This window comes from Nocardioides sp. Root151 (assembly GCF_001427925.1).
GTDB lineage: Bacteria > Actinomycetota > Actinomycetes > Propionibacteriales > Nocardioidaceae > Nocardioides.
The window spans coordinates 779,987-803,528 of the sequence record NZ_LMGG01000007.1; the positions used below are offsets into that span (position 1 = coordinate 779,987).

24 protein-coding genes are annotated in these 23,542 nt (G+C 70.4%); 14 read left to right on the plus strand and 10 right to left on the minus strand.

Translation table 11 applies throughout. The features are described from left to right. Positions 1-54 precede the first annotated feature (54 nt). On the minus strand, positions 55-1,875 hold the full coding sequence (locus tag ASD66_RS21185; protein ID WP_056892137.1) for a hypothetical protein: 1,821 nt from the start codon (positions 1,873-1,875) through the stop codon (positions 55-57). Between the two features lie 113 nt (positions 1,876-1,988). Here ASD66_RS21185 and ASD66_RS21190 point away from each other — a divergent pair, with 113 nt between their 5' ends. From ASD66_RS21190 to ASD66_RS21205, 4 genes are all read left to right on the plus strand, one after another. Beyond that, the gene (locus tag ASD66_RS21190; RefSeq protein WP_056679458.1) at positions 1,989-3,236 is read left to right on the plus strand and encodes a DUF6350 family protein; all 1,248 of its coding nucleotides are present in this window, start codon (positions 1,989-1,991) and stop codon (positions 3,234-3,236) included. A gap of 118 nt (positions 3,237-3,354) precedes the next feature. After that, positions 3,355-3,978, plus strand: coding sequence for a phosphoribosylglycinamide formyltransferase (gene purN, locus ASD66_RS21195; protein ID WP_082599648.1), 624 nt, complete (start codon positions 3,355-3,357; stop codon positions 3,976-3,978). Further along, positions 3,975-5,579, plus strand: coding sequence for a bifunctional phosphoribosylaminoimidazolecarboxamide formyltransferase/IMP cyclohydrolase (gene purH / locus ASD66_RS21200; RefSeq protein ID WP_056892139.1), 1,605 nt, complete (start codon positions 3,975-3,977; stop codon positions 5,577-5,579). Before purN ends, purH begins: the two co-directional genes overlap by 4 nt. A 1-nt stretch (position 5,580) precedes the next feature. Beyond that, positions 5,581-6,831: an MFS transporter gene (locus ASD66_RS21205; protein WP_235530189.1), complete on the plus strand. Its 1,251-nt coding sequence runs from the start codon at positions 5,581-5,583 to the stop codon at positions 6,829-6,831. 72 nt (positions 6,832-6,903) lie between these two features. Here the strand turns inward: ASD66_RS21205 and ASD66_RS21210 are convergent, their stop codons facing one another. After that, the gene (locus tag ASD66_RS21210; protein ID WP_056892140.1) at positions 6,904-7,416 is read right to left on the minus strand and encodes a GNAT family N-acetyltransferase; all 513 of its coding nucleotides are present in this window, start codon (positions 7,414-7,416) and stop codon (positions 6,904-6,906) included. Positions 7,417-7,499: 83 nt separating this feature from the next. Here ASD66_RS21210 and ASD66_RS21215 point away from each other — a divergent pair, with 83 nt between their 5' ends. The 4 genes from ASD66_RS21215 to ASD66_RS21230 are packed head-to-tail and all read left to right on the plus strand — an operon-like array spanning position 7,500 to position 12,053. Continuing rightward, entirely contained in the window at positions 7,500-8,900 is a 1,401-nt protein-coding gene (locus tag ASD66_RS21215) for a sigma 54-interacting transcriptional regulator (protein WP_056892141.1), read from the plus strand. Next, entirely contained in the window at positions 8,897-10,936 is a 2,040-nt protein-coding gene (locus ASD66_RS21220) for a vWA domain-containing protein (protein ID WP_056892142.1), read from the plus strand. Before ASD66_RS21215 ends, ASD66_RS21220 begins: the two co-directional genes overlap by 4 nt. A gap of 53 nt (positions 10,937-10,989) precedes the next feature. After that, positions 10,990-11,739 (plus strand): ZIP family metal transporter, encoded by a 750-nt coding sequence (locus ASD66_RS21225; RefSeq protein WP_056678658.1) that lies wholly within the window; start codon positions 10,990-10,992, stop codon positions 11,737-11,739. 29 nt (positions 11,740-11,768) lie between these two features. After that, positions 11,769-12,053, plus strand: a complete 285-nt coding sequence (locus tag ASD66_RS21230; protein WP_056678655.1) for a DUF1905 domain-containing protein — start codon at positions 11,769-11,771, stop codon at positions 12,051-12,053. On the opposite strand, the gene ASD66_RS21235 is transcribed toward ASD66_RS21230, so the two are convergent. The 4 genes from ASD66_RS21235 to ASD66_RS21250 all read right to left on the minus strand — a co-directional run bounded on the left by ASD66_RS21235 (position 12,054) and on the right by ASD66_RS21250 (position 14,538). After that, positions 12,054-12,467 carry a nuclear transport factor 2 family protein gene (locus ASD66_RS21235; protein WP_056678653.1) on the minus strand — a complete coding sequence of 138 codons (414 nt, stop codon included), beginning with the start codon at positions 12,465-12,467 and terminating at the stop codon, positions 12,054-12,056. An 85-nt stretch (positions 12,468-12,552) separates the two neighbouring features. Further along, on the minus strand, positions 12,553-13,182 hold the full coding sequence (locus ASD66_RS21240) for a hypothetical protein (protein WP_156388835.1): 630 nt from the start codon (positions 13,180-13,182) through the stop codon (positions 12,553-12,555). 202 nt (positions 13,183-13,384) lie between these two features. After that, positions 13,385-14,029, minus strand: coding sequence for a peptide-methionine (S)-S-oxide reductase MsrA (gene msrA, locus ASD66_RS21245; RefSeq protein ID WP_056678646.1), 645 nt, complete (start codon positions 14,027-14,029; stop codon positions 13,385-13,387). Positions 14,030-14,106: 77 nt separating this feature from the next. Continuing rightward, positions 14,107-14,538 carry a hypothetical protein gene (locus ASD66_RS21250; RefSeq protein WP_056892144.1) on the minus strand — a complete coding sequence of 144 codons (432 nt, stop codon included), beginning with the start codon at positions 14,536-14,538 and terminating at the stop codon, positions 14,107-14,109. Positions 14,539-14,639: 101 nt separating this feature from the next. On the opposite strand from ASD66_RS21250, the gene ASD66_RS21255 reads away from it, so the two are divergent. The 3 genes from ASD66_RS21255 (at position 14,640) to ilvA (ending at position 18,480) form a co-directional block, all read left to right on the plus strand. Continuing rightward, entirely contained in the window at positions 14,640-15,803 is a 1,164-nt protein-coding gene (locus tag ASD66_RS21255; protein ID WP_082563601.1) for a cystathionine gamma-synthase, read from the plus strand. Positions 15,804-15,869: 66 nt separating this feature from the next. After that, positions 15,870-17,273, plus strand: a complete 1,404-nt coding sequence (locus ASD66_RS21260; protein WP_082563667.1) for an AI-2E family transporter — start codon at positions 15,870-15,872, stop codon at positions 17,271-17,273. A gap of 1 nt (position 17,274) precedes the next feature. Next, positions 17,275-18,480, plus strand: a complete 1,206-nt coding sequence (gene ilvA, locus ASD66_RS21265) for a threonine ammonia-lyase (RefSeq protein WP_414858584.1) — start codon at positions 17,275-17,277, stop codon at positions 18,478-18,480. A gap of 124 nt (positions 18,481-18,604) precedes the next feature. Here the strand turns inward: ilvA and greA are convergent, their stop codons facing one another. Both greA and ASD66_RS21275 read right to left on the minus strand, forming a co-directional pair. Beyond that, complete coding sequence (gene greA, locus ASD66_RS21270; RefSeq protein ID WP_056678638.1) at positions 18,605-19,099, minus strand: transcription elongation factor GreA; 495 nt, start codon at positions 19,097-19,099, stop codon at positions 18,605-18,607. 202 nt (positions 19,100-19,301) lie between these two features. Next, on the minus strand, positions 19,302-19,691 hold the full coding sequence (locus ASD66_RS21275; protein WP_056678636.1) for a DUF4307 domain-containing protein: 390 nt from the start codon (positions 19,689-19,691) through the stop codon (positions 19,302-19,304). A 123-nt stretch (positions 19,692-19,814) separates the two neighbouring features. On the opposite strand from ASD66_RS21275, the gene mca reads away from it, so the two are divergent. Together mca and ASD66_RS21285 are read left to right on the plus strand one after the other, a co-directional pair. After that, positions 19,815-20,714 (plus strand): mycothiol conjugate amidase Mca, encoded by a 900-nt coding sequence (mca, locus tag ASD66_RS21280; RefSeq protein ID WP_056892147.1) that lies wholly within the window; start codon positions 19,815-19,817, stop codon positions 20,712-20,714. Next, a complete protein-coding gene (locus ASD66_RS21285; protein WP_156388836.1) occupies positions 20,711-20,956 on the plus strand; it encodes a hypothetical protein in 246 nt (81 codons plus the stop codon). Before mca ends, ASD66_RS21285 begins: the two co-directional genes overlap by 4 nt. 4 nt (positions 20,957-20,960) lie before the next feature. On the opposite strand, the gene ASD66_RS21290 is transcribed toward ASD66_RS21285, so the two are convergent. Beyond that, positions 20,961-21,569: a class I SAM-dependent methyltransferase gene (locus ASD66_RS21290; RefSeq protein WP_082599649.1), complete on the minus strand. Its 609-nt coding sequence runs from the start codon at positions 21,567-21,569 to the stop codon at positions 20,961-20,963. A gap of 62 nt (positions 21,570-21,631) precedes the next feature. Continuing rightward, on the minus strand, positions 21,632-22,789 hold the full coding sequence (locus ASD66_RS21295) for an MBL fold metallo-hydrolase (RefSeq protein ID WP_056892149.1): 1,158 nt from the start codon (positions 22,787-22,789) through the stop codon (positions 21,632-21,634). Between the two features lie 182 nt (positions 22,790-22,971). Here ASD66_RS21295 and ASD66_RS21300 point away from each other — a divergent pair, with 182 nt between their 5' ends. Continuing rightward, positions 22,972-23,538: a MarR family winged helix-turn-helix transcriptional regulator gene (locus ASD66_RS21300; RefSeq protein WP_056892150.1), complete on the plus strand. Its 567-nt coding sequence runs from the start codon at positions 22,972-22,974 to the stop codon at positions 23,536-23,538. Positions 23,539-23,542 lie beyond the last annotated feature (4 nt).

A 23,542-nucleotide genomic window follows, 5' to 3' on the forward strand; every position in this document is an offset into this window, starting at 1 on the left:
TCGAACGGTCTACGCGTGGCAGGGACCGGCGGTTGCACACCGCGCGGGGAAATTCTATCTGCGAGGCAGGTTCTGGATGCGCTCGAGCGCGCGGAGGCTGAGCTCGTGGAAGGCGCCGGTGCCGATGGAGTGGTCGTCGTCGGGGACGAACCCGATCTGTACGACGATGCTCCCGCGCCGGATGACCGCCATCTGGAACTGGACGGTGCGCTCGTCGGAGATCTCGGTGCTGAGGTGCCAGATGCTCACTTCGCTGGTCCTGTCGCCCTGGGCGTGCACCTGGGTGACCTTGGTCGAGAGGTCCTTGTCCTCGCAGGCGTTGAGGCGTGCGCGCACCCCGGCCACGAACTTCTTGGCCTGGGCCGGCTTGCGGAAGCGGCCCAGGGTCTCGGTCAGGCCGAACGCCTTGGGCAGCTTCGCGCGAGGGATCACGAACGTGCGCGTGGTGGCGTAGGAGATCTGCTTCGAGGTGAACTCGGTGTTGTCGCAGGTCGTCGCCGCCATGTTGGCGCGGGGGACGGCCGGGCCGGTGCCGGCCCACGGGCGGGTGACCCCCTCGACGGGCGGGAGGTCGACCTCCTGGAGCAGCCCCCGTGCCGTCACTCCGGCCGGCGGTGGAATCGGGACCGCCTTCGGGGTGGTGACGCAGGCCGCTGCCGCCTCGTGGGTGCAGAGCCCCTCGACGGCGGTGGCGGTGAGTCCGACCATCGGCTCGAGGCGCGGCTCGCGGGTGCTCTGGAACTGGCGGACCACCGTGGAGACCAGTGCGCCGGTGCGGGCCACCCCGATGGTCAGCGTCTGCTCCGGTGCCTGCCAGGTGCGCAGGACCAGGAGGACGGCCTCGTCGCCCACGCCGTTCAGCCGGTGCGTGGAGAGCAGTTGTGCGCGGCGCTCCGTGCAGCCGGCGTACCAGCCGACGACGGTGTCGTACGCCGTGTGCGCGGCGGCGTCGTCCGTGGACAGCTCGAGCGACTGCAGCGCCGTCATCGACGGCTCTCCGTCGAGGGCGAACTTGCGGACCAGGGTCGCCTCGCCCTGGGGATCGGCGAAAGGCTCCTCCTGGCACACCGTGTTGATGCCGGTGCCCCCGGTGTTGTTGCTGGTCACGGGGGCCTTCAGCGTGCGGGCCGGGGCCAGGGTGCTGATCTGTTCGCTGGTCAGCAGGTCGTCGGGGTGCAGCAGGGTGGCGGGATCGGGCTCGTCGAGGGAGGAGTCGCCGTGGGCGCTGACACCGCCGAGGGCGGGGGTGGCGCCGCCGGTCTGGTGCACGACGGCACCGGCCGCGAGCAGCGCGGCGACGGCGGCCACGACCCCGACGCCAGTGTGTGCGCGACGACGGGCCGCACCGGAGCGCCGGATGATCGTCACCCGGGGGAAGCGTGAGGAGGAGATCTGGGCGCCGAGGGCTTCCAGGTGCAGCCGCACCGACGGCGAGGGGACATTGCGGTGCAGGGAGAACTGGGCGGCCGCGGTCTGCAGCTCGCGCTCGGCGGTCTCGCGGGTGAGGCCGATCTCACGTGCCATCTGCTCCATGTTGACCGAGCTCAGCTGGGTCAGGAGCAACACCTTGCGCTGCGGGAGGCTGAGCTTGCCGAGTGCCTCGAGGGTTGCCCGGGAGGCGTCGTCGAGGGCCTTGTCGCGGTGCCAGATGCGGGTCGTGTGGTGCCGTTGGGCGAGCGACCAGGCGTGCGGTCGCACCCATGACTCGGGGTCGTCGAGGCGGGAGACCTTGCGCCAGTGGTGCCACGCGGCGATGAACGCATCGCGCACAGCGCTGCGCGCCGCGGGCAGGTCGCCGGTGAGTGCGTAGGTCTGCAACAACAGGCGACCGCGAGTGGCGGCGTAGAAGGCGTCGAATTCGGCAGGATCGAGCATGACCCGACCACGGTACGGGGTGGCCGTGCCTCAGGCGAAACCGCCCGGAATCACCCACGCGCGGCGTGTGCAGCGATCGGAGGAGTGCCGCGCGGGTCAGGATGGGTCTCGTCATGACCGCCACGTTGAGCCCTCCGGGGCTGTCCCCAGCCGAGACCAACCGTCGTCCCCTGACGCTCCTGGCCACCGTCGCCGGGCTCTCCGCCGCGGCCAGCACGCTGGCCGTGTGCCTGGGCCTGGCCCTGCTCGGCTGGTTCCTCGCCGACGGGGGCATCCACGGGGCCCCGCGCGATGCACTGCGCGCGGGCGGCCTGGGCTGGCTGATGGGCCACGGGTCCGGCGTCACGGTGCAGGGGGTCGCGATCACCGCCGTCCCGCTCGGCCTGACCCTTCTCTTCGGCGTCGTGGTGTGGCGCTTCGGCCTCCGGTTGGGCGAGCAGGTGGCCGGCCACGGGCCCGACGCCGATGCGCTCTCCGACGGTGACCGTGACTGGACCGTCCCCGCGGCAACGGGACTCTTCGCGGCGACGTACGTCGTGGTCGCCGTGTTCACCGCCGTGCTCTGTGGCACCGGTGACCTCAGCCCCGACCTGAACGCCGTGATGCTGTGGTCCCTGGCCCTCACCTGCGGGGTCGGCGGCACCGGCATCGCGATCGGGTCCGGCCGTGCCTCGATCTGGCTCTCCCTGGCGCCCCCCGCCGTACGCGCCTCGCTGCACGCCGCCTGGTCCGTCGTGCTCGCCTTCCTGGTCGCGGCGGCGGGCGTGTTCGTGGTCGCGCTGGCCCTCGACTTCGGGGCCGCGATGAACGTGATGTCGCAGCTGCACCTCGACACCGGTGACGGCCTGATGTTCGTGGTGCTGGTGCTCACGGTCGTGCCCAACGCCGTGATCTTCAGCGGCGCCTACCTGCTCGGCCCGGGGTTCTTGGTCGGCACCGGAACGCTCGTCTCGCCGTCACTGGTCGCGATCGGGCCGGTGCCGATGTTCCCGTTGCTGGCCGCGCTGCCCGACACCGGCCCCACTCCGGCATGGACTCCCGCGCTGATCGTGCTGCCGGTGCTGTGCGCGGCGGCCGGCGTGGTCCGCAGCCACCGGCACAGCCCGACCGCAGCCTGGGACGAAGGCGCCCTGCGCGGGGTCGTCGGCGGGGTGCTGGCCGGCCTCCTCTTCGGACTGCTGGCCGCGGTCGCCGGGGGAGCCGTCGGGCCCGGGCGGATGACCGACGTCGGCCCCCTGGTCTCGGAGGTGCTCTGGCACGGGATCGTCTCGCTCGGTGCCGGCGGCCTGCTCGGCGGACTGCTCGCCACGTGGTGGACCCGACGCTCGCTCCCCGAAGAAGCGCCAACCGTGGATTCTTGATGCGCGAGCCGTGGATTCTTGCGCTTCGAGCCGTGGATTCTTGATGTGTGACACGTGCTGCCCCGACCCGGCTTGAGACCGGTTCGGTGAATCGGGGCGCGGTCGATAAACTCCGCCCGTGCCAACCACCCGGAGTCCCCAGCGCCTCGTCGTGCTCGTCTCCGGGTCGGGCACCAATCTCCAGGCGCTCCTCGATGCGTCCGCCGACCCGTCGTACGGCGCCACCGTGGTCGCGGTGGGTTCCGACCGTGACGGCATCGAGGGCCTGGCCCGCGCCGACCGTGCGGGCATCCCGACCTTCGTGCGCAAGGTCGGCCAGTTCTCCAGCCGTGACGACTGGGACCACGCCCTAGCGGACAGCGTCGCCGCGTTCGAGCCGGACCTGGTGGTCTCCGCCGGGTTCATGAAGCTGGTCGGCGAGGACTTCCTCGGCCGGTTCGCCGGCCGGATCGTCAACACGCACCCCGCGCTGTCCCCGTCGTTCCCCGGCATGCACGGGCCGGCCGACGCACTGGCGTACGGCGTCAAGGTCACCGGCGCCACCCTCTTCGTCGTCGACGGCGGGGTCGACACCGGCCCGATCGTCGCGCAGGTCGCGGTGCCGGTCGAGGACGACGACGACACGGAAGAACTTCACGAGCGGATCAAGGTCGCCGAGCGACAGATGCTCGTCGAGAACGTGGGCCGGATGGCCCGAGAAGGTTTCACCATCACCGACAGGAAGGTGCGGTTCGGCGCATGACAGACGGCAAGATCGCCATCAAGCGGGCCCTGGTCTCGGTCTACGACAAGACCGGTCTGGAGGAGCTCGTCCGTGGTCTGCACGCTGCCGGGGTCACCCTGGTCTCCACCGGTGGCTCCGCCGCCCTGATCGAGGGACTCGGCATCCCGGTCACCAAGGTGGAGGACCTCACCGGCTTCCCCGAGTGCCTCGACGGCCGGGTCAAGACCCTGCACCCGCGCGTGCACGCCGGCATCCTCGCCGACCGCCGCCTCGAGTCCCACGTGCAGCAGCTCGCTGACCTCGAGGTCGAGCCGTTCGACCTGGTCGTCTCGAACCTCTACCCCTTCACCCAGACCGTCACCTCGGGCGCCACGCCCGACGAGTGCGTCGAGCAGATCGACATCGGCGGTCCGTCGATGGTGCGCGCCGCGGCCAAGAACCACCCCTCGGTCGCCATCGTCACCTCGCCCGACGGGTACGACGCCGTGCTGGCCGCCACTGCCGCCGGCGGGTTCACCCTGGCCGAGCGCCAGAAGCTGGCCGCCGACGCGTTCGTGCACACCGCGACGTACGACGTGCACGTGGCGTCGTGGATGGGCTCGGTGCTCACCGACACCTCCGGCGGCTCCGGCTTCCCGGCTTGGGTCGGTGCCACCTGGAACCGCGCCGACGTGCTGCGCTACGGCGAGAACCCGCACCAGGGCGCCGCGCTCTACGTCAACGGCTTCGCCCCGCAGCCGGGCCTGGCCCAGGGCAAGCAGCTGCACGGCAAGGAGATGTCCTACAACAACTACGTCGACGCCGATGCGGCGTACCGCGCGGCCTACGACCACGGCGACCTGCCGACGGTGGCGATCATCAAGCACGCCAACCCGTGCGGCATCGCGGTCGGCACCTCGGACGAGCCGATCGCGGCCGTCCACGCCAAGGCCCACGCCTGCGACCCGGTGTCGGCGTACGGCGGCATCATCGCCACCAACCGCACGGTGACCAAGGAGCTGGCCGAGACGGTCAAGGACATCTTCACCGAGGTGGTCGTGGCCCCCGGCTTCGACGGCGAAGCCCTCGACATCCTCACCACGAAGAAGAACCTCCGCCTCCTGGTCGTCGACCCGCCGGCCCGCGGGGGAGTGGAGACCCGACCGATCTCGGGTGGCCTGCTGATGCAGGTGCGCGACGCCATCGACGCCGAGGGCGAGGACAAGTTCGGCAACGCCACGGGCGACGACGCGTCGCGCTGGCGCCTGGTCGCCGGTGACGCCGCCGACGAGGCCACGCTGGCCGACCTGCAGTTCGCCTGGCGGGCGATCCGCGCGGTGAAGTCCAACGCGATCCTGCTCGCCTCCGGCGGAGCCTCGGTCGGCGTCGGCATGGGGCAGGTCAACCGGGTCGACTCCTGCAACCTGGCCGTCACGCGCGCGGGCGATCGGGCCGCCGGTTCGGTGGCCGCGTCCGACGCGTTCTTCCCCTTCGCCGACGGCCTCCAGGTGCTGCTCGACGGTGGCGTGAAGGCGGTCGTGGCGCCGGGTGGCTCGATCCGCGACGAGGAGATCATCACTGCCGCGACAGCCGCGGGCGTGACGATGTACTTCACCGGGACCCGCCACTTCGCCCACTGACGTGGCCATTCCCCGGGTGCTGGCGGGGCTGGTCCCGCCCACGAAGATGGAGCGCGACCTCGCGCTCCAGTCGGTCCTCTCGGCGTTCGCCACCGGAGCGTTCCTGACCGGTACGGCCGTCTTCTTCACCCAGATCGTCGGACTCACCGGAGCCCAGGTCGGCCTCGGCATGAGCGCTGCGGCGGTCGTGACGTTGGCCCTGTCGATCCCGTTGGGCCGGCTCAGCGACCGGGTCGGCGCCAAGCGGCTGTGGGTGATCAGCGCCCTGCTCGAGGCCGGGCTCTACTTCTCCTGGCCGTTGGTGTCGGGGTTCCTGACGTTCGTGCTGGTGCTCTCGGTGCTGGCCTCGGTCGAGACCGCGGGCCGATCGGCACGCAACGTCTACCGCATCGAGGTCTTCCCCCGGGAGACCCGGGTGCGGGCGATGGCCTTCCAGCGTTCGGCCCGCAACGTGGGCTACACGCTGGGCGCGGGCGCCTCGGGTGTGGCCCTGGGCATCGGCTCCCGCGAGGCGATCATGGCCATCCCGTTGCTGACCGGCGCCCTGCTGATCATCAACGCGCTGATGATCTCGTTCCTCCCGACACTGGTGCGCTCGGTCCCCGACCACGGAGACGACCACCACCTCTCACCGGGCGCGTTCCGCAACCGGGGATTCGTCGTACTCGCCCTGTGCAACGGCGTGCTCTCCTCCAACCAGGTGTTGCTCAACGTCGTCGTGCCCCTGTGGTTGGTCGAGCGCACCGATGCGCCGCAAGTGCTGCTGGCCTGGCTGTTCGGCACCAACACCGTGCTCGCCGTACTCCTCCAGGTGCGGGCCTCGCGGGGTGCGGAGACCGTCAACGGGTCGCTGCGGGCGGTGCGCTGGTCGGGATGGGCGTTCGTGCTGTCGTGCGTGGTGCTCAGCGTGACGCACGAGACCGTCGGCTGGGTCTCGATCGTGCTGATCTGGATCGGCCACATCACCATCACCGGTGCCGAGCTGTGGCAGTCGGCCTCCGACTGGGGCTTCACCTCAGAGCTCTCCGACCCGCGCCGTCTCGGCGACTACCAGGGCGTGTGGAGCCTGGGCTACCAGGTCGAGCCGATCGTCTTCCCGGCCCTCTACACGTTCCTCGCGCTCAGCTGGGGCGCGCCCGGTTGGGTGGTGATCGCCGTCATTGCGGTGGCCGCCGCGGTCGTCTCACACCCGGCTGCGCGTGCTGCCGAGAGGCACCTGGCCCGGCACACGGGTGTGCCGGCCGCCGCCTGACCGTCGCACTTGTGCGGTGCCTTTGACGGTTCGCCCGTGTCAGGGCGCATGTGGAGCGACGGTGACCCCGCGTTACTGCTGGCGGGGGAGGGACATCAGGAGCATCGGCGGTACGGCGGCGGGCAGCCAGTCCGGACGCAGCTCACCGATCACCTGCCAGCCTCGATGCCGGTAGACGTCGACGGCGGCGCCCTGCAGGACGTCGAGCACCGGCAGCCTGCCCTGCGAGCTCGCCCACTCGACCGCCGCGTCGAGCAGCGCCCCGCCGACGCCCCGGCCCTTGACCGATGGATCCACGAAGAGGACGGCGACCAGCGCCAGCGCCGATGCGTCGTCGGTGTCGGTGGCGTCGAGGAACGCGGTCGCCTCATCGCCGGTGACCGGCCCGACCGCCACGTGCCCGGCCACCCGTCCGTCGACCTCGGCCACCCAGGCGCGGTCCTGGTCGTCACGGACGATGAAGTCGGCGACCGGGAACGGCAGGGGCCACCGGTGCGGATAGCCCGAGGTCGGCTGCTGGGCGCCCAGCACCTCGACGAGCGCGGGTACGTCGGAGTCGACCCGGGGACGCAGCGCGAAAGCCATGCTGGCCACCCTAGAGGGCCCGGACCGGCTCGACGGGCGGTGGGCGCGCGCGGCCCTTGTCTCCCGGGTCTAGTTTGGAGGGCGTGACCAACGCTCCCCCTTCACACGAGTTCATCACCACTCTCGGCGAGCTGCGCGCGTCCGGACACGTGCTCCGCGACCTGCGCACCGAGATCCGCGACAACCTGCTGGCCGCGCTGGCCGAGGGCCGTGACCCGTGGCCGGGGCTCCATGGCTTCGAGGCCACGGTGATCCCGCAGCTCGAACGCGCCCTGATCGCCGGCCACGACGTCGTGCTCCTCGGCGAGCGGGGGCAGGGCAAGACGCGCCTGCTGCGCACCCTGGTCGGGCTCCTCGACGAGTGGAGCCCGGTGATCTCCGGCTCCGAGATCGGCGAGCACCCCTACGACCCGATCACCGTCTCCTCCAGGGCCGCAGTGGCGGCGTACGGCGACGACCTGCGGGTCTCGTGGCGGCACCGCGACGACCGGTACGCCGAGAAGCTGGCCACGCCCGACACCTCCGTGGCCGACCTGATCGGCGACGTCGACCCGATGAAGGTCGCCGAAGGGCGCTCGCTCGGTGACCCCGAGACCATCCACTTCGGCCTGATCCCGCGCAGCCACAGGGGAATTGTCGCGATCAACGAGCTGCCCGACCTCGCCGAGCGCATCCAGGTGGCGATGCTCAACGTGATGGAGGAGCGCGACATCCAGATCCGCGGCTACGTCATGCGACTGCCGCTCGACGTGCTCGTCGTGGCCAGCGCGAACCCGGAGGACTACACCAACCGCGGGCGCATCATCACCCCGCTCAAGGACCGCTTCGGCGCCGAGATCCGCACCCACTACCCGGTCGAGCTCGAGGCCGAGGTCGCCGTGATCCGGCAGGAGGCGCACCTCGCCGCAACCGTGCCCGACCACCTGATCGAGGTGCTAGCGCGCTTCACCCGTGCCCTGCGCGACTCCAACGCCGTCGACCAGCGGTCCGGGGTCAGCGCCCGCTTCGCCATCGCCGGCGCCGAGACGATCGCCGCGGCCGCGCTGCACCGCGCCACCGTGCGTGGCGAGGAGCATGCGGTGGCCCGGGTGGTGGACCTCGAGACGGCCGTCGACGTGCTCGGCGGCAAGATCGAGTTCGAGACCGGCGAGGAGGGGCGCGAGCACGAGATCCTGGAGCACCTTCTGCGTACGGCGGTCGCCGAGACCGTCCGCGGGCGGTTCCGCGGCATCGACTTCGCCGTGCTGATCAACGCGATCGAGCAGGGTTCGCCGATCGCCACCGGCGAGCAGGTCACCGCGCGTGAGCTGCTCGACGCGCTGCCGCCGCTGGGGGAGTCGGAGTTCTACGACACCGTCATGGAGCGCTTCGGGGCCACCAACGACGGCGAGCAGGCCAGCGCCATCGAGCTGGCCCTCGAAGGCCTCTACCTGGCCCGCAAGATCGGCAAGGACACCGGCGACGGGGAGACGATCTACGGATGACGCGCCGCCCGGACCGGCACCGGTCGCGCTACTCGCGCTACGCGGGTGGCCCGGACCCGCTCGCGCCGCCGGTCGACCTGGCCGACGCCCTCGAGGCGATCGGCGAGGACGTGATGGCCGGCTACTCGCCCGAGCGGGCGATGCGCGAATACCTCCGCCGCGGGTCCAGGGACCAGCGCGGGCTGGACGACCTGGCCCGCCGGGTGCAGGAGAAACGCCAGGAGCTGTTGCAACGCCACAACCTCGACGGCACCCTCCAGCAGGTGCGCGAGCTGCTCGACAAGGCGGTGCTCGAGGAGCGCAAGCAGCTGGCCCGCGACGTCGACCTCGACGACTCCGACCGCGCGTTCCGCGAGATGCAGCTGGAGAACCTGCCGAGCTCTCCGGCGGCGGCGGTGACCGAGCTGGCGTCGTACGACTGGCAGAGCGCGGAGGCCCGCGAGGCCTACGAGCAGATCAAGGACCTGCTCGGCCGGGAGCTGCTCGACCAGCGGTTCGCCGGCATGAAGCAGGCCCTCGAGGGCGCCACCGACGAGGACCGCGAGCGGATCAACGAGATGCTCGGCGACCTCAACGACCTGCTCGAGAAGCACGCCCGCGGCGAGGACACCCAGGCCGACTTCGATGCGTTCATGGACAAGCACGGGGAGTTCTTCCCCGAGAACCCGAGGAACATCGACGAGCTCCTCGACGCCATGGCTGCCCGTTCCGCCGCCGCCCAGCGGATGCTCAACTCGATGACGCCGGAGCAGCGCAACGAGCTGATGCAGCTCTCGGAGCAGGCGTTCGGCTCCCCGCAGCTCTCCGAGCAGCTGGGCCGACTCGACGCGAACCTGCAGGCGGCCCGGCCCGGCGAGGACTGGGGCGGCTCGGCCGACTTCGAGGGCGAGGAGGGTCTGGGGCTCGGCGACGGCACCGGCGCCCTGCAGGACCTGGCCGACCTCGACGACCTGGCCGAGCAGCTCGCGCAGTCCTACCAGGGCGCGCGCATGGACGACGTCGACCTCGACAAGCTGGCCAGGCAGCTCGGCGACGAGGCTGCGGTCGACGCCCGCACCCTTGCAGAGCTCGAGAAGGCGCTGCGCGACACCGGCTACCTGAAGCGCGACTCGACCGGCAACTACCGGCTGTCGCCCAAGGCGATGCGCCAGCTCGGCAAGGCGCTGCTCCGTGACGTGGCCCAGCGCCTGTCGGGTCGCCAGGGCGCTCGCGACGTACGCCATGCGGGTGCCGCCGGCGAGCCGAGCGGGGCCACCCGCGAGTGGGCGTTCGGTGACACCGAGCCGTGGGACGTGACGCGCACGATCACGAATGCGGTGATCCGCACGGTCTCCGACGGCGGCGACACACGCAACGGAGTACGCCTCGACATCGGCGACGTCGAGGTCAGCGAGACCGAGGCCCGCACCCAGGCTTGCGTGGCGCTGTTGGTCGACACCTCGTTCTCGATGGCGATGGACGGCCGCTGGGTGCCGATGAAGCGGACGGCGCTGGCGCTGCACACGTTGATCCAGAGCCGGTTCCGTGGCGACCACCTGCAGCTGATCGGGTTCGGCCGGCACGCCGAGGTGATGGAGATCGAGCAGCTCACGGCACTCGACGCGTTCTGGGCCAAGGGCACGAACCTGCACCACGCGCTGCTGCTGGCCAACCGCCACTTCCGCAAGCACCCCAATGCCCAGCCCGTGCTGCTGATCGTCACGGACGGCGAGCCCACCTCGCACCTCGAGCCGAACGGCGAGGTCTACTTCGACTATCCGCCGCACCCGTTGACGATCGCCTACAGCGTGCGCGAGCTCGACAACGCCGGACGCCTCGGCGCGCAGACCACGTTCTTCCGCCTCGGCGACGATCCGGGGCTGGCCCGGTTCATCGACTCGATGGCCAAGCGCGTCGACGGTCGCGTGGTGGCACCCGAGCTCGACGACCTGGGCGCCGCGGTCGTGGGCTCCTACCTCGGCTCGCGCGGGCCGGGCGACCGGCGGGGCGACGGGTACGGCGGGTGGGGCGGCCGTGGCTTCTGGGTCGACGACTGACCTGTCGCCAGTTCTGGGTCAGGACAGGTCGCCCGTCTGGTTGAGTGACAGACGTGACGGTCTGGATCGAAGCCGGCCTGTGGGGCCTGCTCGCGGGTGGCGCCCTGGTGCTGGGCGCGTTGGTCGCGTGGTTCGTGCGCGTCCCGCGGCCCGTGGTGGCCACGGTGATGGCGTTCGGCGCGGGCGTGCTGATCTCGGCGCTGTCCTTCGACCTGGTCGACGAGGCCGAGGAGCTCGGCGGGCTCTGGCCGACCGTGGCCGGCTTCCTCGGCGGTGCGGTGGTCTACGTCGCCGCCAACGTGGCGCTGGCACACAAGGGCGCCCGACACCGCAAGCGCTCCGGTGAGCTCCAGCCCTCCGAGAAGGAACAGGCAGGCAGCGGCACGGCGATCGCGATCGGCGCACTGCTGGACGGCGTGCCCGAGTCGGTGGTGCTGGGCGTCTCGCTGCTCGGGGGCGGTGGAGTGGCCCTCCCGGTGCTGGCCGCGATCTTCATCTCCAACGTGCCCGAAGGGCTCTCCAGCTCGGCCGGCATGAAGGCCAGCGGACGCAGTGCCCGTTACGTCTTCGGGGTCTGGGTCGGCATTGCGGTGGCCAGCGGCGTGGCGGGCGCGCTGGGTGCGCTGCTCCTCGACGGCGCGGCCCCCGAGGCGATCGCGGTGATCACCGCGATCGCGGCCGGCGCGATCCTGGCCATGGTGGCCGACACGATGATCCCCGAGGCGTTCGAGCGGACGCATCTGTACGCCGGCCTGATCGCGACGCTCGGCTTCATCACCGCGTTCGTGATCGAGCGCGCCTGACAGGCCACCCGACTGCGTATCCTGACGCCGTGGAGATCGAGTTCGCCGGACCCGTCGTCGAGTGGCGCGGGCCCGCGCCGTACCACTTCGTGGTGCTTCCTCCCGACGCCGCCGAGATCGTCGACGAGGTGAAGGCCGCGGTGGCCTACTGGGGCGTCGTGCCGGTCAATGCGCGCATCGGGGAGACCGACTTCACGACGTCGATGTTCCCGCGCGAGGGCACGTGGTTCCTGCCGGTGAAGGACGCCGTACGGCGGGCAGAGCTGGTCACGTTGGGTGACGCTGTCGACGTGGTGCTGACGATCGACGCGTGACTACTCTGGCTTGGCGGCTTCGGCGAGGGCGGTGAGCTCCTCGCCCATCCGCTCGACCAGGGCGTTGAGTGACTTCAGTGGCCGGATCATCACGGTGAACTCGGTGATCCGGCCGTGGTCGTCCCAGGTGATCCGGTCGATGCCGAAGACCTGCAGGTCGCCCAGGGTCGAGGTGAACTCCAGAATGGCGTCGTTCTCGCGCGGCCACTCGTCGACGTACGAGAAGTCCTCGCCGAGGACCTTCAACGCCGCGGTCAGGTAGGCGACGACCAGCGGCTTGCCCTCCTGCGGCTTGAAGACGGCGGGGGAGTGGAAGACGGCGTCCTCGGCGACCAGGTCGGCCAGGCCCGCGGAGTCACCGCTCTCGACGATCGCGTGCCAGCGGGGAAGTCCGAGCTCGGTGGGGGTGCTCATGCGTCCAACTTACTCAGGTGCCCGAACAGGACGCTGACGAGCCACGCCCCGCCAAGACGGCTGGCCGCGGGGGCCGCCGGACACGTCAGTGGTCAGACTTGCCGTTGCCCCTGACCTGCCACGTGGTCTCGGCCGGGCTCGCATCGACGTTCCCCGCCGCGTCCGTCGCGCGTACGGAGAAGGTGTGCCGACCGGGGTCCAGGTCCGAGTAGCCCACCCCGGAGTCACAGGGCGTGTACGCCGCTCCGTCGAGGCTGCACATGAACGACGCGGCTTCGTCCGCACTGAACGAGAACTGAGCGCTGTCCGCGGCAGGGAACTCGGCGCTGAGGCTGGTCGCCGGGGGTGTGACGTCGGCCGCGGTCGAGACCTCTGGGCTCGGCGAAGACGACGTCTCGCGCGGGGTCAGGCGCGTCTGCGTGGTGCGGGCTCCCGCGCGGGAAGCCACCTCGTCCCGTGGGGATTTCGACGTCGCGGACTTGGCGTCCTTGCGGTTCGCCACCCGGCCGTCGGAGGCAGGTGTCTCCGGGGTCAGCTCCGGCGGCCCGACCTCGGGCGACCCGGAGGGGCCTGGGTGCTCGGGCCCCGCCGAGCCGGACTGCGTGCTCGATGACCCGCCGACCATGGACGCTCGGGTGGCGTAGGCACTCGCGCCGAGGCCCAGCAGCACCAGAACGATGACGAGGGCTCGGGCGTGCCCAGGTCGGGCCACCATGGCGAGCGAGTGCGCGGTGGCGCGCGGAAGGCGGCGCCACAGGTCTGTCAATGGGCGTGGGGCTCTGTGTTGCATGAGAGTCTCCGGGGTCGACTCACGGGCAGACCCGAGATCCCCCCTTGCCCGTGACGGGCAGGAAAGCGATCACGCTAACAGGGCGTCGCGGCAGAGCCGAATCCGCCTTCGTGCCTTGCGGTCGTCCTCAGGCACCCGTCGGGAACTTGACGCCGGTGTTGGCGTGGCAGCGGTAGCCGAACGGGTTCTTCGCGAGGTACTGCTGGTGCACGTCCTCGGCGTAGAAGTAGGTCGACGCGGGCCGGATCTCGGTGGTGACCGGGCCCTGTCCGCGGCGGGCCAGCTCGTCGCCGTACACCTTGGTCAGCTCGATCGCGGTCTCGCGCTGCGCCTCACTGAGCGTGTAGAGCGCCGAGCGGTACTGCGTGCCGACGTCGTTGCCCTGCTGCATGCCCTGGGTCGGGTCGTGCACCTCGAAGAACGTCTTGACCAGGTCGGCGTAGGAGATGACGGCCGGGTCGAAGACCACGCGCACGGCCTCGGTGTGGCCGGTCATCCCGGAGCACACCTCTTCGTACGACGGGTGCGGCGTCGAGCCGCCGGCGTACCCGACGGAGGTCGACCAGACGCCGTCCTTCTGCCAGTAGATCTCCTCGGCGCCCCAGAAGCAGCCGAGCCCGAAGATCGCCGCCTCGAAGCCGTCAGGGATCTCGTCGGTGACCACGGGCGCGTCGAGGACGACGTGCTTGTCGGCCAGGTGGAACCAGGCCTCCGTGCGGCCCGGCAGGGCACGGTCGGGGGTGACCAACTCGGTCTTGTGGCGGCCGAACACGGGCGTCTCCTTCGGGTCGGAATGCTTCCAGTGTGCCCAACAACGCAAGGCCTCCGAACGTTCCCGTTGCCCCGGCCTCAGCGGTCGATCGTGCATTTGACGGTGCGCATGGGCAGGGCGCTGAAGCTGCCCTCGGACGCCATCGCCCGGATCGGCACGATCATGATCGTCACGCCGGCACGCCACGGCAGCGGCGTCTGCAGGTTGCTGCCGTCGGGGGCGGGGATGTACGGCGGCACGGTGAACTCCTCGATGCCGAGCTCGAACATCGCATCGCGGCACAGGTCCGCCGCCTGCTCGGTGTTGATCGCCTGGTCGGGGTCGAGTGGCGGCTCGTTCTCGGCGTACCGCTGGGAGGCGACACTGATCGCGCCGCCGACGCCGACGATCGCGCCCATGGCCAGCACGGCCCACAACCAGGTGAGTCGGCCCTTGGGCGCGTCGGGGTCCTCCGGCGGCTCGGCGGGGGAGAGACCGGCTTCCTGCAAGACGTACGGCGGATCATTCATGGCGCCCTCGGCTCCATCATCGTCCGCACGCGTACGGCGGACAAGGCTCTTGCCGGTTGGCGCACGCATCGACCCGAGCTCCCCTCGCTACAGTCGGGTGCGTGAGCACTCAAGAACACGCCAACAAGTCAGGCTTCGAGACGCGTGCGATCCACGCCGGCTACGAACCCGATCCGATGACCGGCGCGGTGATCCCGCCGATCTACGCCACCAGCACCTACAAGCAGGACGGCGTCGGCGGCATGCGTGGCGGCTACGAGTACAGCCGCTCGGGCAACCCGACGCGCACCGCGCTCGAGGGTGTGCTGGCCGCCCTGGAGCAGGGCGAACGCGCCTTCGCCTTCGCCTCCGGCCTCGCCGCCGAGGACACCCTGCTCCGCTCCGTGTGCCGCCCCGGCGACCACGTGGTCATCCCCGACGACGCGTACGGCGGCACCTACCGCCTGTTCGACAAGGTGGCCAAGGTCTGGGGCCTCGACCACAGTCCGGCCGCGGTCTCCGACGTCGACGCCGTGCGCGCGGCGATCCAGCCGGGCCGGACCAAGGTCGTCTGGGTCGAGACCCCGACCAACCCGCTGCTCAACATCGGCGACATCGAGGCCCTCGCCTCTGTCGCCCACGACGCCGGTGCCCTGCTGGTCGTCGACAACACGTTCGCGTCGCCGTACCTCCAGCAGCCGATCACCCTGGGCGCGGACGTCGTGGTGCACTCGACCACGAAGTACTGCGGCGGCCACTCCGACGTCGTCGGCGGCGCCCTCGTCGTACGCGACCTCGACATCGCCGAGAAGGTCGCGTTCCACCAGAACTCCATGGGTGCCGTCCCCGGACCGTTCGACGCGTTCCTCACCCACCGCGGCCTCAAGACCCTGGGTGTGCGCATGGACCGGCACTGCGACAACGCAGAGAAGATCGTCGAGTTCCTCAGCGGTCACGCCAAGGTGTCGCAGGTGATCTACCCCGGTCTCGCGGAGCACCCCGGCCACGCGGTCGCCTCGAAGCAGATGAAGCGGTACGGCGGCATCGTGTCGTTCCGGGTCACCGGTGGCGAGCAGTTGGCGCTGGACGTCTGCGGCAAGGCGGAGGTCTTCACGCTGGGCGAGTCGCTCGGCGGAGTCGAGTCGCTGATCGAGCACCCCGGCCGGATGACCCACGCGTCGGTCGCCGGCACGGACCTCGAGGTGCCTGCCGACCTGGTCCGCCTCAGCGTCGGGATCGAGACCGTCGACGACCTCCTCGGCGACCTCGACCGGGCCCTCGGCTGAACGTGTCCGTCGGGTGGGCCTGTTGGATGACGGGCCCACCTTGCCCGTGGCATAGCCTTGGCGACCGTGAGCAACGAAGCTGACGAAGCGGACCAGGCCGAGCCCGAACAGGCGCCCGACGAGACAGCTGAGGGCGCGCCCGAAGAGGGTGAACCCAGGCGTCGCTCGAAGCTGTTGTCGAGGCGTGAGCGCGACGACGACGATGACTCCCTGTCAGAGCGCCTGACCCAGCAGCTCGCGCACCAGTGGGCGGTCCTGCGTGCCGAGCGTCGGGCAGAACCGGCGCCGATCGAGACGGGCCCGTCGAACACCCGCAGGGCCCAGGTGCCGTGGGCGCTCGACCTGGCCGCGGCGTGGGCGTGGCGCTTCCTGATCATCTCGGCTGCGGGCCTCGCGATCCTCTGGGTGCTCGCCTACTTCGCGGTGATCACCCTGCCCCTGGTGATCGCCATGCTGATCGCGGCGCTCGCTGCGCCGGTGGTCCGTGGCCTCGCCAACGTGGGCGTGCCGCGCGCCCTGGGTGCCGGACTGGTCGTCCTCGGCGGCATCGCGTCCGTGGGTGCCCTCCTGACCTTCGTCAGTCGCGAGGTGATCCGCGGCGGAACCCAGCTGGCCGACCAGGTCGTGGTCGGCATCGAGAAGATCCGCGAGTGGTTGCAGGACGGTCCGTTGAAGGCCAGCGACTCCCAGATCAACAGTTGGCTCGAGGAGACCCAGAAGAGCATCACCGAACGCTCGAAGGACACCGAGGTGCTCGCGCACGTCACGGAGTTCGGCGCGGCACTCGGACACGTGCTGGCCGGCTTCTTCATCGTGCTGTTCGCGACGTACTTCTTCCTCGCCGACGGCGACCGCATCTGGTCGTGGATGGTGCGGATGTTCCCCCGGGCCGCGCGTGAGCGCGTCGACTCGTCGGGCCGGGTCGCCTGGAACTCGCTCACCCAGTTCGTGCGCGCCACCGTGGTCGTCGCGCTGGTCGACGCGATCGGCATCATGATCGTCGCGGCGATCCTCGACCTGCCCCTGGTGCTGCCGATCGGCGTCCTCGTCTTCCTCGGTGCCTTCGTGCCGATGATCGGTGCCACGATCGCCGGCTCCGTCGCGGTGCTGGTGGCCTTGGTGGCCCAGGGCCCGTTCACCGCGCTGCTGATGCTCGGTGGAGTGATCCTGGTGCAGCAGATCGAGGGCCACATCCTGCAGCCGTTCCTGATGGGCCGCTTCGTGTCCGTGCACCCGCTCGGCGTGATCGTCGCGATCGGCTGCGGTGTGATCGTGGCGGGAGTGGCCGGCGCTCTGGTCGCCGTACCCCTGGCTGCCGTGGTCAATGCGGTCGTGCAGCACCTCGCCGCCTTCACCGAGGTCGGCGAGGACCCGATGGAGGCGATCGACGAGGATCTGGTCGCGGCCGGACGACAACCCGGCACGCCCAACGACCCCGAGGCGCTCGCAGATGGAGAAGACCGTGGTTGAGATCCCCGTGCCGACCCTGGCCGACATCCAAGCCGCGCGCAAGGTGCTCGAGGGCGTCGCGGTGCTGACCCCGATGGAGGAGTCGCGATGGCTCAGTGCGAAGGCAGGCGGGCCGGTCAGCCTCAAGTGCGAGAACCTCCAGCGCACCGGGTCGTTCAAGATCCGCGGTGCCTACCTGCGCATCTCGCGGCTCAGTGAGGAGGAGCGGGCCCACGGCGTCGTGGCGGCGTCGGCCGGCAACCACGCCCAGGGCGTCGCGCTCGCGGCCAACCTGCTCGGCATCAAGTCGACGGTGTTCATGCCCGAAGGAGCGCCGATCCCCAAGGAGCGGGCCACGCGCGCGTACGGCGCAGACGTGGTGTTCCACGGCAAGTACATCGACCAGGCCCTCGAGGCGGCCCGCGAGTTCGCCGAACGCACCGGCGCCGTGCTGATCCACCCCTTCGACCACGCCGACATCGTGGCGGGGCAGGGCACCGCCGGTCTCGAGATCCTCGAGCAGGCACCCGACGTGCGCACGGTGCTGGTTCCCGCGGGTGGCGGCGGTCTCGTGGCCGGCATCGGTACGGCGATCAAGGCGCTGCGGCCCGACGTACGCGTGATCGGCGTGCAGGCCGAGGGCGCCGCGGCGATTCCCGGATCACTGGCCGCCGGCTCACCGGTGGCGCTGGAGTCGATGGCCACGATGGCCGACGGAATCGCGGTCGGCCGACCCGGCGACGTCCCGTTCCGGGCGATCCAGAGCTACGTCGACGACGTCATCACGGTCTCGGAGGAGTCCCTCTCACGAGCCCTGCTGGCGCTGGTCGAACGGGCCAAGCTGGTCGTCGAACCGGCCGGGGCGGCCGCAGTGGCCGCCGTGCTCGACAACCCGACCGCGTTCGAGACGCCCTTGGTGGCGGTGCTGTCGGGCGGCAACATCGACCCGCTGCTGCTCGGCAAGGTGATCCGGCACGGCATGGCCGCCGACAGCCGCTACCTCAACCTGCGGGTCTGCATCCCCGACGTACCAGGCGGGCTGGCCAAGCTGCTCGGTGAGCTCGCTGCCGCCCAGGCCAACGTGCTCGAGGTCGCCCACGAACGCATCTCGCCCTCGCTCCACCTCGACGAGGTCGAGGTGCACCTGCAGCTGGAGACCCGCGGCGAGACCCATGCCTCGACCCTGCTCGCCCGGCTCCGCGAGCGCGGCTACACCGTCTTCGAGTAGATACTCCCTGACGTTTCGGTCCCAGAATGACGATACTCCCTGACGTTTCGGTCCCCGAAGGGGCTGAAACGTCAGGGAGTATCCCCGGATCAGGGCCGAAACGTCAGGGAGTATCGGGAAGTGATCAGGCGCCGTAGGGCTTGGCGTCGAGGATCTCGACCTTCAGCTCCTTGCCGTTGGGCGCGGCGTAGGTGACCGTCGTGCCCTTGGAGTTGCCGTTGATCGCGGCACCCATGGCTGACTCGGGGGAGTAGACGGTGAGGTCGTCGCCCTCGTTGAGGTTCTCGCGGGCACCGAGCAGGAACTGCTCGGTCTCGTCGAAGTCGAGCAGCTTGACGGTCACGACCATGCCGGGCTCGACGACACCGTCGTCGGGGGGCGTCTCGCCGACCTCGGCGCGCCGGAGCATGTCCTCGAGCTGACGGATGCGGGCCTCCTGCTTGCCCTGCTCGTCCTTCGCGGCGTGGTAGCCGCTGTTCTCCTTGAGGTCTCCCTCGTCCCGGGCAGCGGAGATCTTCTCGATGATCTCTTGGCGGAGCGGGCCCTTGAGGTTCTCCAACTCAGCCTGGAGCTTGTCGTAAGCCTCCTGGGTAAGCCAGATCGTTCCCTGCTCAGTCATGGTGCAACTCCTGCGTGCAGTGCGGATTGGGGCAGTGCCCATTGGGAAACCTCGGGCGGTGTGGGGGACGCACACGAACCGCAGAGGGCACAAGTGCCTGCTCCGTCGGCAGCACTGAATGTCCCTGCTCGAGGTGTCGAAAGAATGAGTTTAGCAAAACGGCCGGGGTGCGGCACGTTCCCGAGAGATCAGCCCCGGGTGATCAGCGGGGTCGATCCTGGTCGGGTGTCGTGCAGCCGACCAACTCGACCGAGGTCGCCTCGCGCTCCGTGCGGATGCTCACCTCGTTGCGCCCGTCCGTGGGCGTGAAGTTCTGCTCGCCGACCGTGACGTGGTCGCCAGCCAGGGCCCGCACCTTGCAGGTCGCGTCGGCGTCGTCGGACAGGTGGACCTGTACGACGACCTCGACCTTGTGCTGGTCGACCACGGAGTACGTCGACAGGTCGGACGAGGCCTCGGGCGTGGAGTGGAACCACATCACCCAGCCCAGCCAACCGAGGAAGGCGATGGCGAGCACGGCACACACGACCACCACGAACAGTCGTTGCCGGGGACGTCTGGTGCCGTAGCGCTCGGACAGGTCAACACTCACGGGCTCCATGGTGGCAGAGCGCCCGGCATCACGGGACTTCGCCCACCCGCCACCCAGTGGCCCGTGGGTGAAGGCGCGTGCGCCGGGCACGGGACTTCGCCCACCCGCCACTAGAATCACCGCATGCCGACACCGCCCTCCGGCCCCCTGCGCCTGATGCACGTGCACGCCCATCCCGACGACGAGTCGAGCAAGGGTGCCGCGACGACCGCGAAATACGTCGCCGAGGGGGTCGACGTCCACGTCGTCACCTGCACCGGGGGTGAGCGCGGTTCCGTGCTGAACCCCCGCATGGACCGCCCCGACGTGCTCGAGAACATCACCGAGATCCGTCGCAGGGAGATGGAGGCGGCCCGCGACATCCTCGGCGTCACCCAGGACTGGCTCGGCTTCATCGACTCCGGATGGCCCGAGGGCGACCCGAAGCCGCCGCTGCCGGAGGGCTGCTTCGCCCTCGAGGACGTCGAGGCCGCGGCCGCACCACTGGTGCGGTTGATCCGCGAGTTCAGGCCCCACGTCGTCACGACGTACGACGAGAAGGGTGGCTACCCGCACCCCGACCACATCCAGTGCCACAACATCTCGATGGTGGCGTTCGAGGCTGCCGGTGACCCGGAGCGCTATCCGGAGGCCGGTCCGGCGTGGCAGCCGATGAAGCTCTACTACCAGCACGGGTTCAACCGGCCGCGCACCGTCGCGATCTCCGAGGCGATGGAGGCAGCCGGCCTCGAGAACCCGTGGAAGGAACGGCTGGCCAACTGGAAGCCCGACCCGGCGCACGACGCCCGCATCACCACCCGCGTGCCCTGCGGCGACTACTTCGACGTGCGTGACCGGGCGCTGCTCGCCCACGCCACCCAGATCGACCCCGACGGGCACTGGTTCGCCGTACCCCTCGACCTCCAGCAGCGCGTGTGGCCGACCGAGGAGTTCGAGCTGGTCACCAGCCACGTCGAGTCGACGCTGCCCGAGGACGACCTCTTCGCCGGCATCCGCGACACGACTGAGACACTGGAGTCATGACTGAATCACTGGCGGCTGTGCACGGCCTGCTCATCGCCCTTGTCGCCAAGGACAACAGCATCCCCGAGGACAAGGACGTCGTCGCCGGGTGGCTCGGGTTCTCGGTGTTCATCGCCCTGATCGTCGCCGTCGCGCTGCTGTGCTGGAGCCTGACCCGTCAGCTCCGCAAGACCCGCGACGCGCGCGATGCGGGTGTGTTCGGTGACCAGCCCAAGTCCGAGGACCACGACACCGACGCCTGACCGGTCAGCGCTTGACCAGGTGCACCAGGCAGTCGTACGCCGTCCGCGCCGGCTCGCCACCGTGCCCCGGCTCGACCTCGCGTGAGACGCGCTCGGCCCGCACCACCTCGAACGACTCGCCGTCGAGGTCGGCCAGCACGTCGTCGGCGGTCATCAGCACCGACGGGTCCTGCGGCCCTCCGGTGCCCTCGGCGAGATTGCTGGAGTCGTGGGCGACACAGAGGAACGTGCCGCCGATGTCGAGCGCGCACCAGGCCCGGCGTACTGCCCGCTGTCGGCCCGCGGCCGGGAGCTGCAGGTAGGCGATCACGGCGAGGTCGACCGGCACCGGCGCCGCCCAGGTGAGCACGTCGGCGCACACCCACTCGATCGGGTGGTCCGAGGGCGGCTCGACGGCCCGGCCCTTGTCGAGGCCGGCCTGGGCGAAGTCGACCGCGGTGACCTGCCAACCCAGCGACGACAGCCAGAGCGCGTTGCGGCCCTCGCCGGCGGCCAGGTCGACGGCGCGCCCGGGTGTCAGCTCGGCCAGCTGGCCGGCGACGAACTGGTTCGGCGTCGCCGACCACACCAGCTCCGCATCGGCGTAGCGCTCATTCCAATCGACTGCATCCATTGCTCCAGTGTGCCGCCTGTCCGGACGGACCGCACCGAGTCGGGCTGTTGGCCCGGTTCGGCTCAGCGGCGTGGACCGTAGGCCATCTGCTGCAGGTCGTGCCCGACCACCACGTCACCGCGGTACGTCGAGCGCACCGCGCGTCGCCAGGTCGAGTCACTGACCTCGCGCGGATCCCCGGGCCCGATGTGCGCGAGCGCAACGCGTCGCACTCCCGCCTCCGACGCCACCCGCCCGACGTCTTCCGGGGTGGTGTGCGAGCTGGCGAAGAAGTCCAGCAACGCTTGCGGGTAGCCGATCCCGGCGTAGTAGGGAATGTGCAGGGTCTCGTGCACCAGGAGATCGGCGCCGGCAGCCAGACGGACCACGTTGTTGCTGACCGCAGTGTCCCCGGAGAAGACGAAGACTCCGTCCTCGGTCTCGAAGCGGTAGCCGAAGCTCGGGAAGACCGGCGGGTGCTGCACCAACGTGGCGCTGACCCGGACCCGATCGTCCTCGAAGACGACGAACGGCTCCATGTCCGGGGCGACGTCACCGTCCGGTGTCGCGCCGACGGACTCCGGCGGCAGCAGGTCGTGTGCGTCGATCAGGGACGCAAGGCCTGGGCGGCTGTTGTAGCGGGTGCGGATGTTCAGGTCGTAGGCCCAGCCGTCGATTGCGCCTGCCAGCAGCTCCGACGTACCCGGGGTCGGGTTGTCGGGGTTGGCGAGCGGCGCCGGGTCGACGCCGGGAGTGGGTGCGGGCAGACCGTGCGGATTCCCGGGGCCGTACACCTGCACCGGGTCGACGATTCCGTGCCCACCGGTGCCCCACCCGAGCATGAACAGGTTGAACAGGTCCGCCACGTGGTCGGAGTGCAGGTGCGTCACGAACACTCCGCGCAGGGACTCCATGGGTACTCCGGACTGCACCAGCTTGCGGACCGTGCCGTACCCCGCATCGACGAGGTAGGACCGGTCGCCGACGACCACCAGGCTGCTGCAGCCCTGACGTCCCGGCTCGGGGAAGGGGCCGGCCGCCGTGCCGAGCAGGATCACCTTCGTGCGGGCACTCCGGAGCTCTCCGCTGAGCTGGGTGGCGTCCGGCGGCTGGTGCCCGCGTGGCGTTCGCCCAGCTGCAGCGGCCCACGGCGTGCAGCAGAGGTCGGCGGCGGCCACGGCGCCGAGGCCCAGCCCGGTCGCGAGCAGTCCGCGCCGGCCCACGTGTGTCGCGTTGTCCATGACCAAGCCTTCCTGTGGGGGTGTCAGCCCGCTGATGTGGTCCATCGAATATCTGTAAGGTCTTGATCTATAAGGACTTACAGAATTACCTTGCCGGTAAGATAGATCGCGGCCCGACGGGCAGTCAAGGGCCACCTAGGATCATTCTTCGACGCAGGGCGGACAGCTGGTCGGAGGGCGAGATGGCACGAGGCCGAGGGAAACGGGACACCCCCGAGGACGAGGTCGACCTGATCATCGCGGAGTGGCACGATGAGCGCCCCGACGTGGACGCCGCCAGTATCGGCGTCTTCGGGCGGGTCAGTCGGCTCCTGCCCCTGCAGCGAGCCGCGGCGGCGCACCTGCACCGCGAACACGGGCTCTCGGTCGCTGCGTTCGACGTCCTGGCCAGCCTGCGCCGCTCCGGGTCGCCGTTCCGCAAGACCGTCGGGGAGCTCGCCGCGTCCTCGCTGCTCACCTCGAGTGCGGTCACCCTGCGACTGGACAATCTCGAGCGCGACGGCCTGGTACGCCGGGTCCGCACCGGCGGGGATCGACGTCAGGTCTTCGCCGAGCTCACCGAAGACGGGCTGAGACGGATCGACGCCATCTTCGACGAGCACATCGCGCTGGAACGGCGACTGTTGCGCCAGCTCGACCCCACGGAGCAGGCCGAGCTGAGCAGGCTGCTGCGAAAGCTCTCGTTCTCGGTCCGTGCCGAAGCCCCTGACGACGATCTCGAGAGAGAGGATGATCGCCGCATCCGGTGATCCG

Bases quoted from the DNA above. Each gene is read 5' to 3' on its own strand.
- ASD66_RS21190 (WP_056679458.1), top strand. From the start codon at position 1,989: ATGACCGCCACGTTGAGCCCTCCGGGGCTGTCCCCAGCCGAGACCAAC.
- purH (WP_056892139.1), top strand. From the start codon at position 3,975: ATGACAGACGGCAAGATCGCCATCAAGCGGGCCCTGGTCTCGGTCTAC.
- mca (WP_056892147.1), top strand. From the start codon at position 19,815: ATGCCGACACCGCCCTCCGGCCCCCTGCGCCTGATGCACGTGCACGCC.
- ASD66_RS21285 (WP_156388836.1), top strand. From the start codon at position 20,711: ATGACTGAATCACTGGCGGCTGTGCACGGCCTGCTCATCGCCCTTGTC.
- ASD66_RS21235 (WP_056678653.1), bottom strand. From the start codon at position 12,467: ATGAGCACCCCCACCGAGCTCGGACTTCCCCGCTGGCACGCGATCGTC.
- ASD66_RS21220 (WP_056892142.1), top strand. From the start codon at position 8,897: ATGACGCGCCGCCCGGACCGGCACCGGTCGCGCTACTCGCGCTACGCG.
- ASD66_RS21240 (WP_156388835.1), bottom strand. From the start codon at position 13,182: ATGGTGGCCCGACCTGGGCACGCCCGAGCCCTCGTCATCGTTCTGGTG.
- ASD66_RS21295 (WP_056892149.1), bottom strand. From the start codon at position 22,789: ATGGACAACGCGACACACGTGGGCCGGCGCGGACTGCTCGCGACCGGG.
- ASD66_RS21290 (WP_082599649.1), bottom strand. From the start codon at position 21,569: ATGGATGCAGTCGATTGGAATGAGCGCTACGCCGATGCGGAGCTGGTG.
- ASD66_RS21300 (WP_056892150.1), top strand. From the start codon at position 22,972: ATGGCACGAGGCCGAGGGAAACGGGACACCCCCGAGGACGAGGTCGAC.
- greA (WP_056678638.1), bottom strand. From the start codon at position 19,099: ATGACTGAGCAGGGAACGATCTGGCTTACCCAGGAGGCTTACGACAAG.
- ASD66_RS21185 (WP_056892137.1), bottom strand. From the start codon at position 1,875: ATGCTCGATCCTGCCGAATTCGACGCCTTCTACGCCGCCACTCGCGGT.
- ASD66_RS21210 (WP_056892140.1), bottom strand. From the start codon at position 7,416: ATGGCTTTCGCGCTGCGTCCCCGGGTCGACTCCGACGTACCCGCGCTC.
- ASD66_RS21250 (WP_056892144.1), bottom strand. From the start codon at position 14,538: ATGAATGATCCGCCGTACGTCTTGCAGGAAGCCGGTCTCTCCCCCGCC.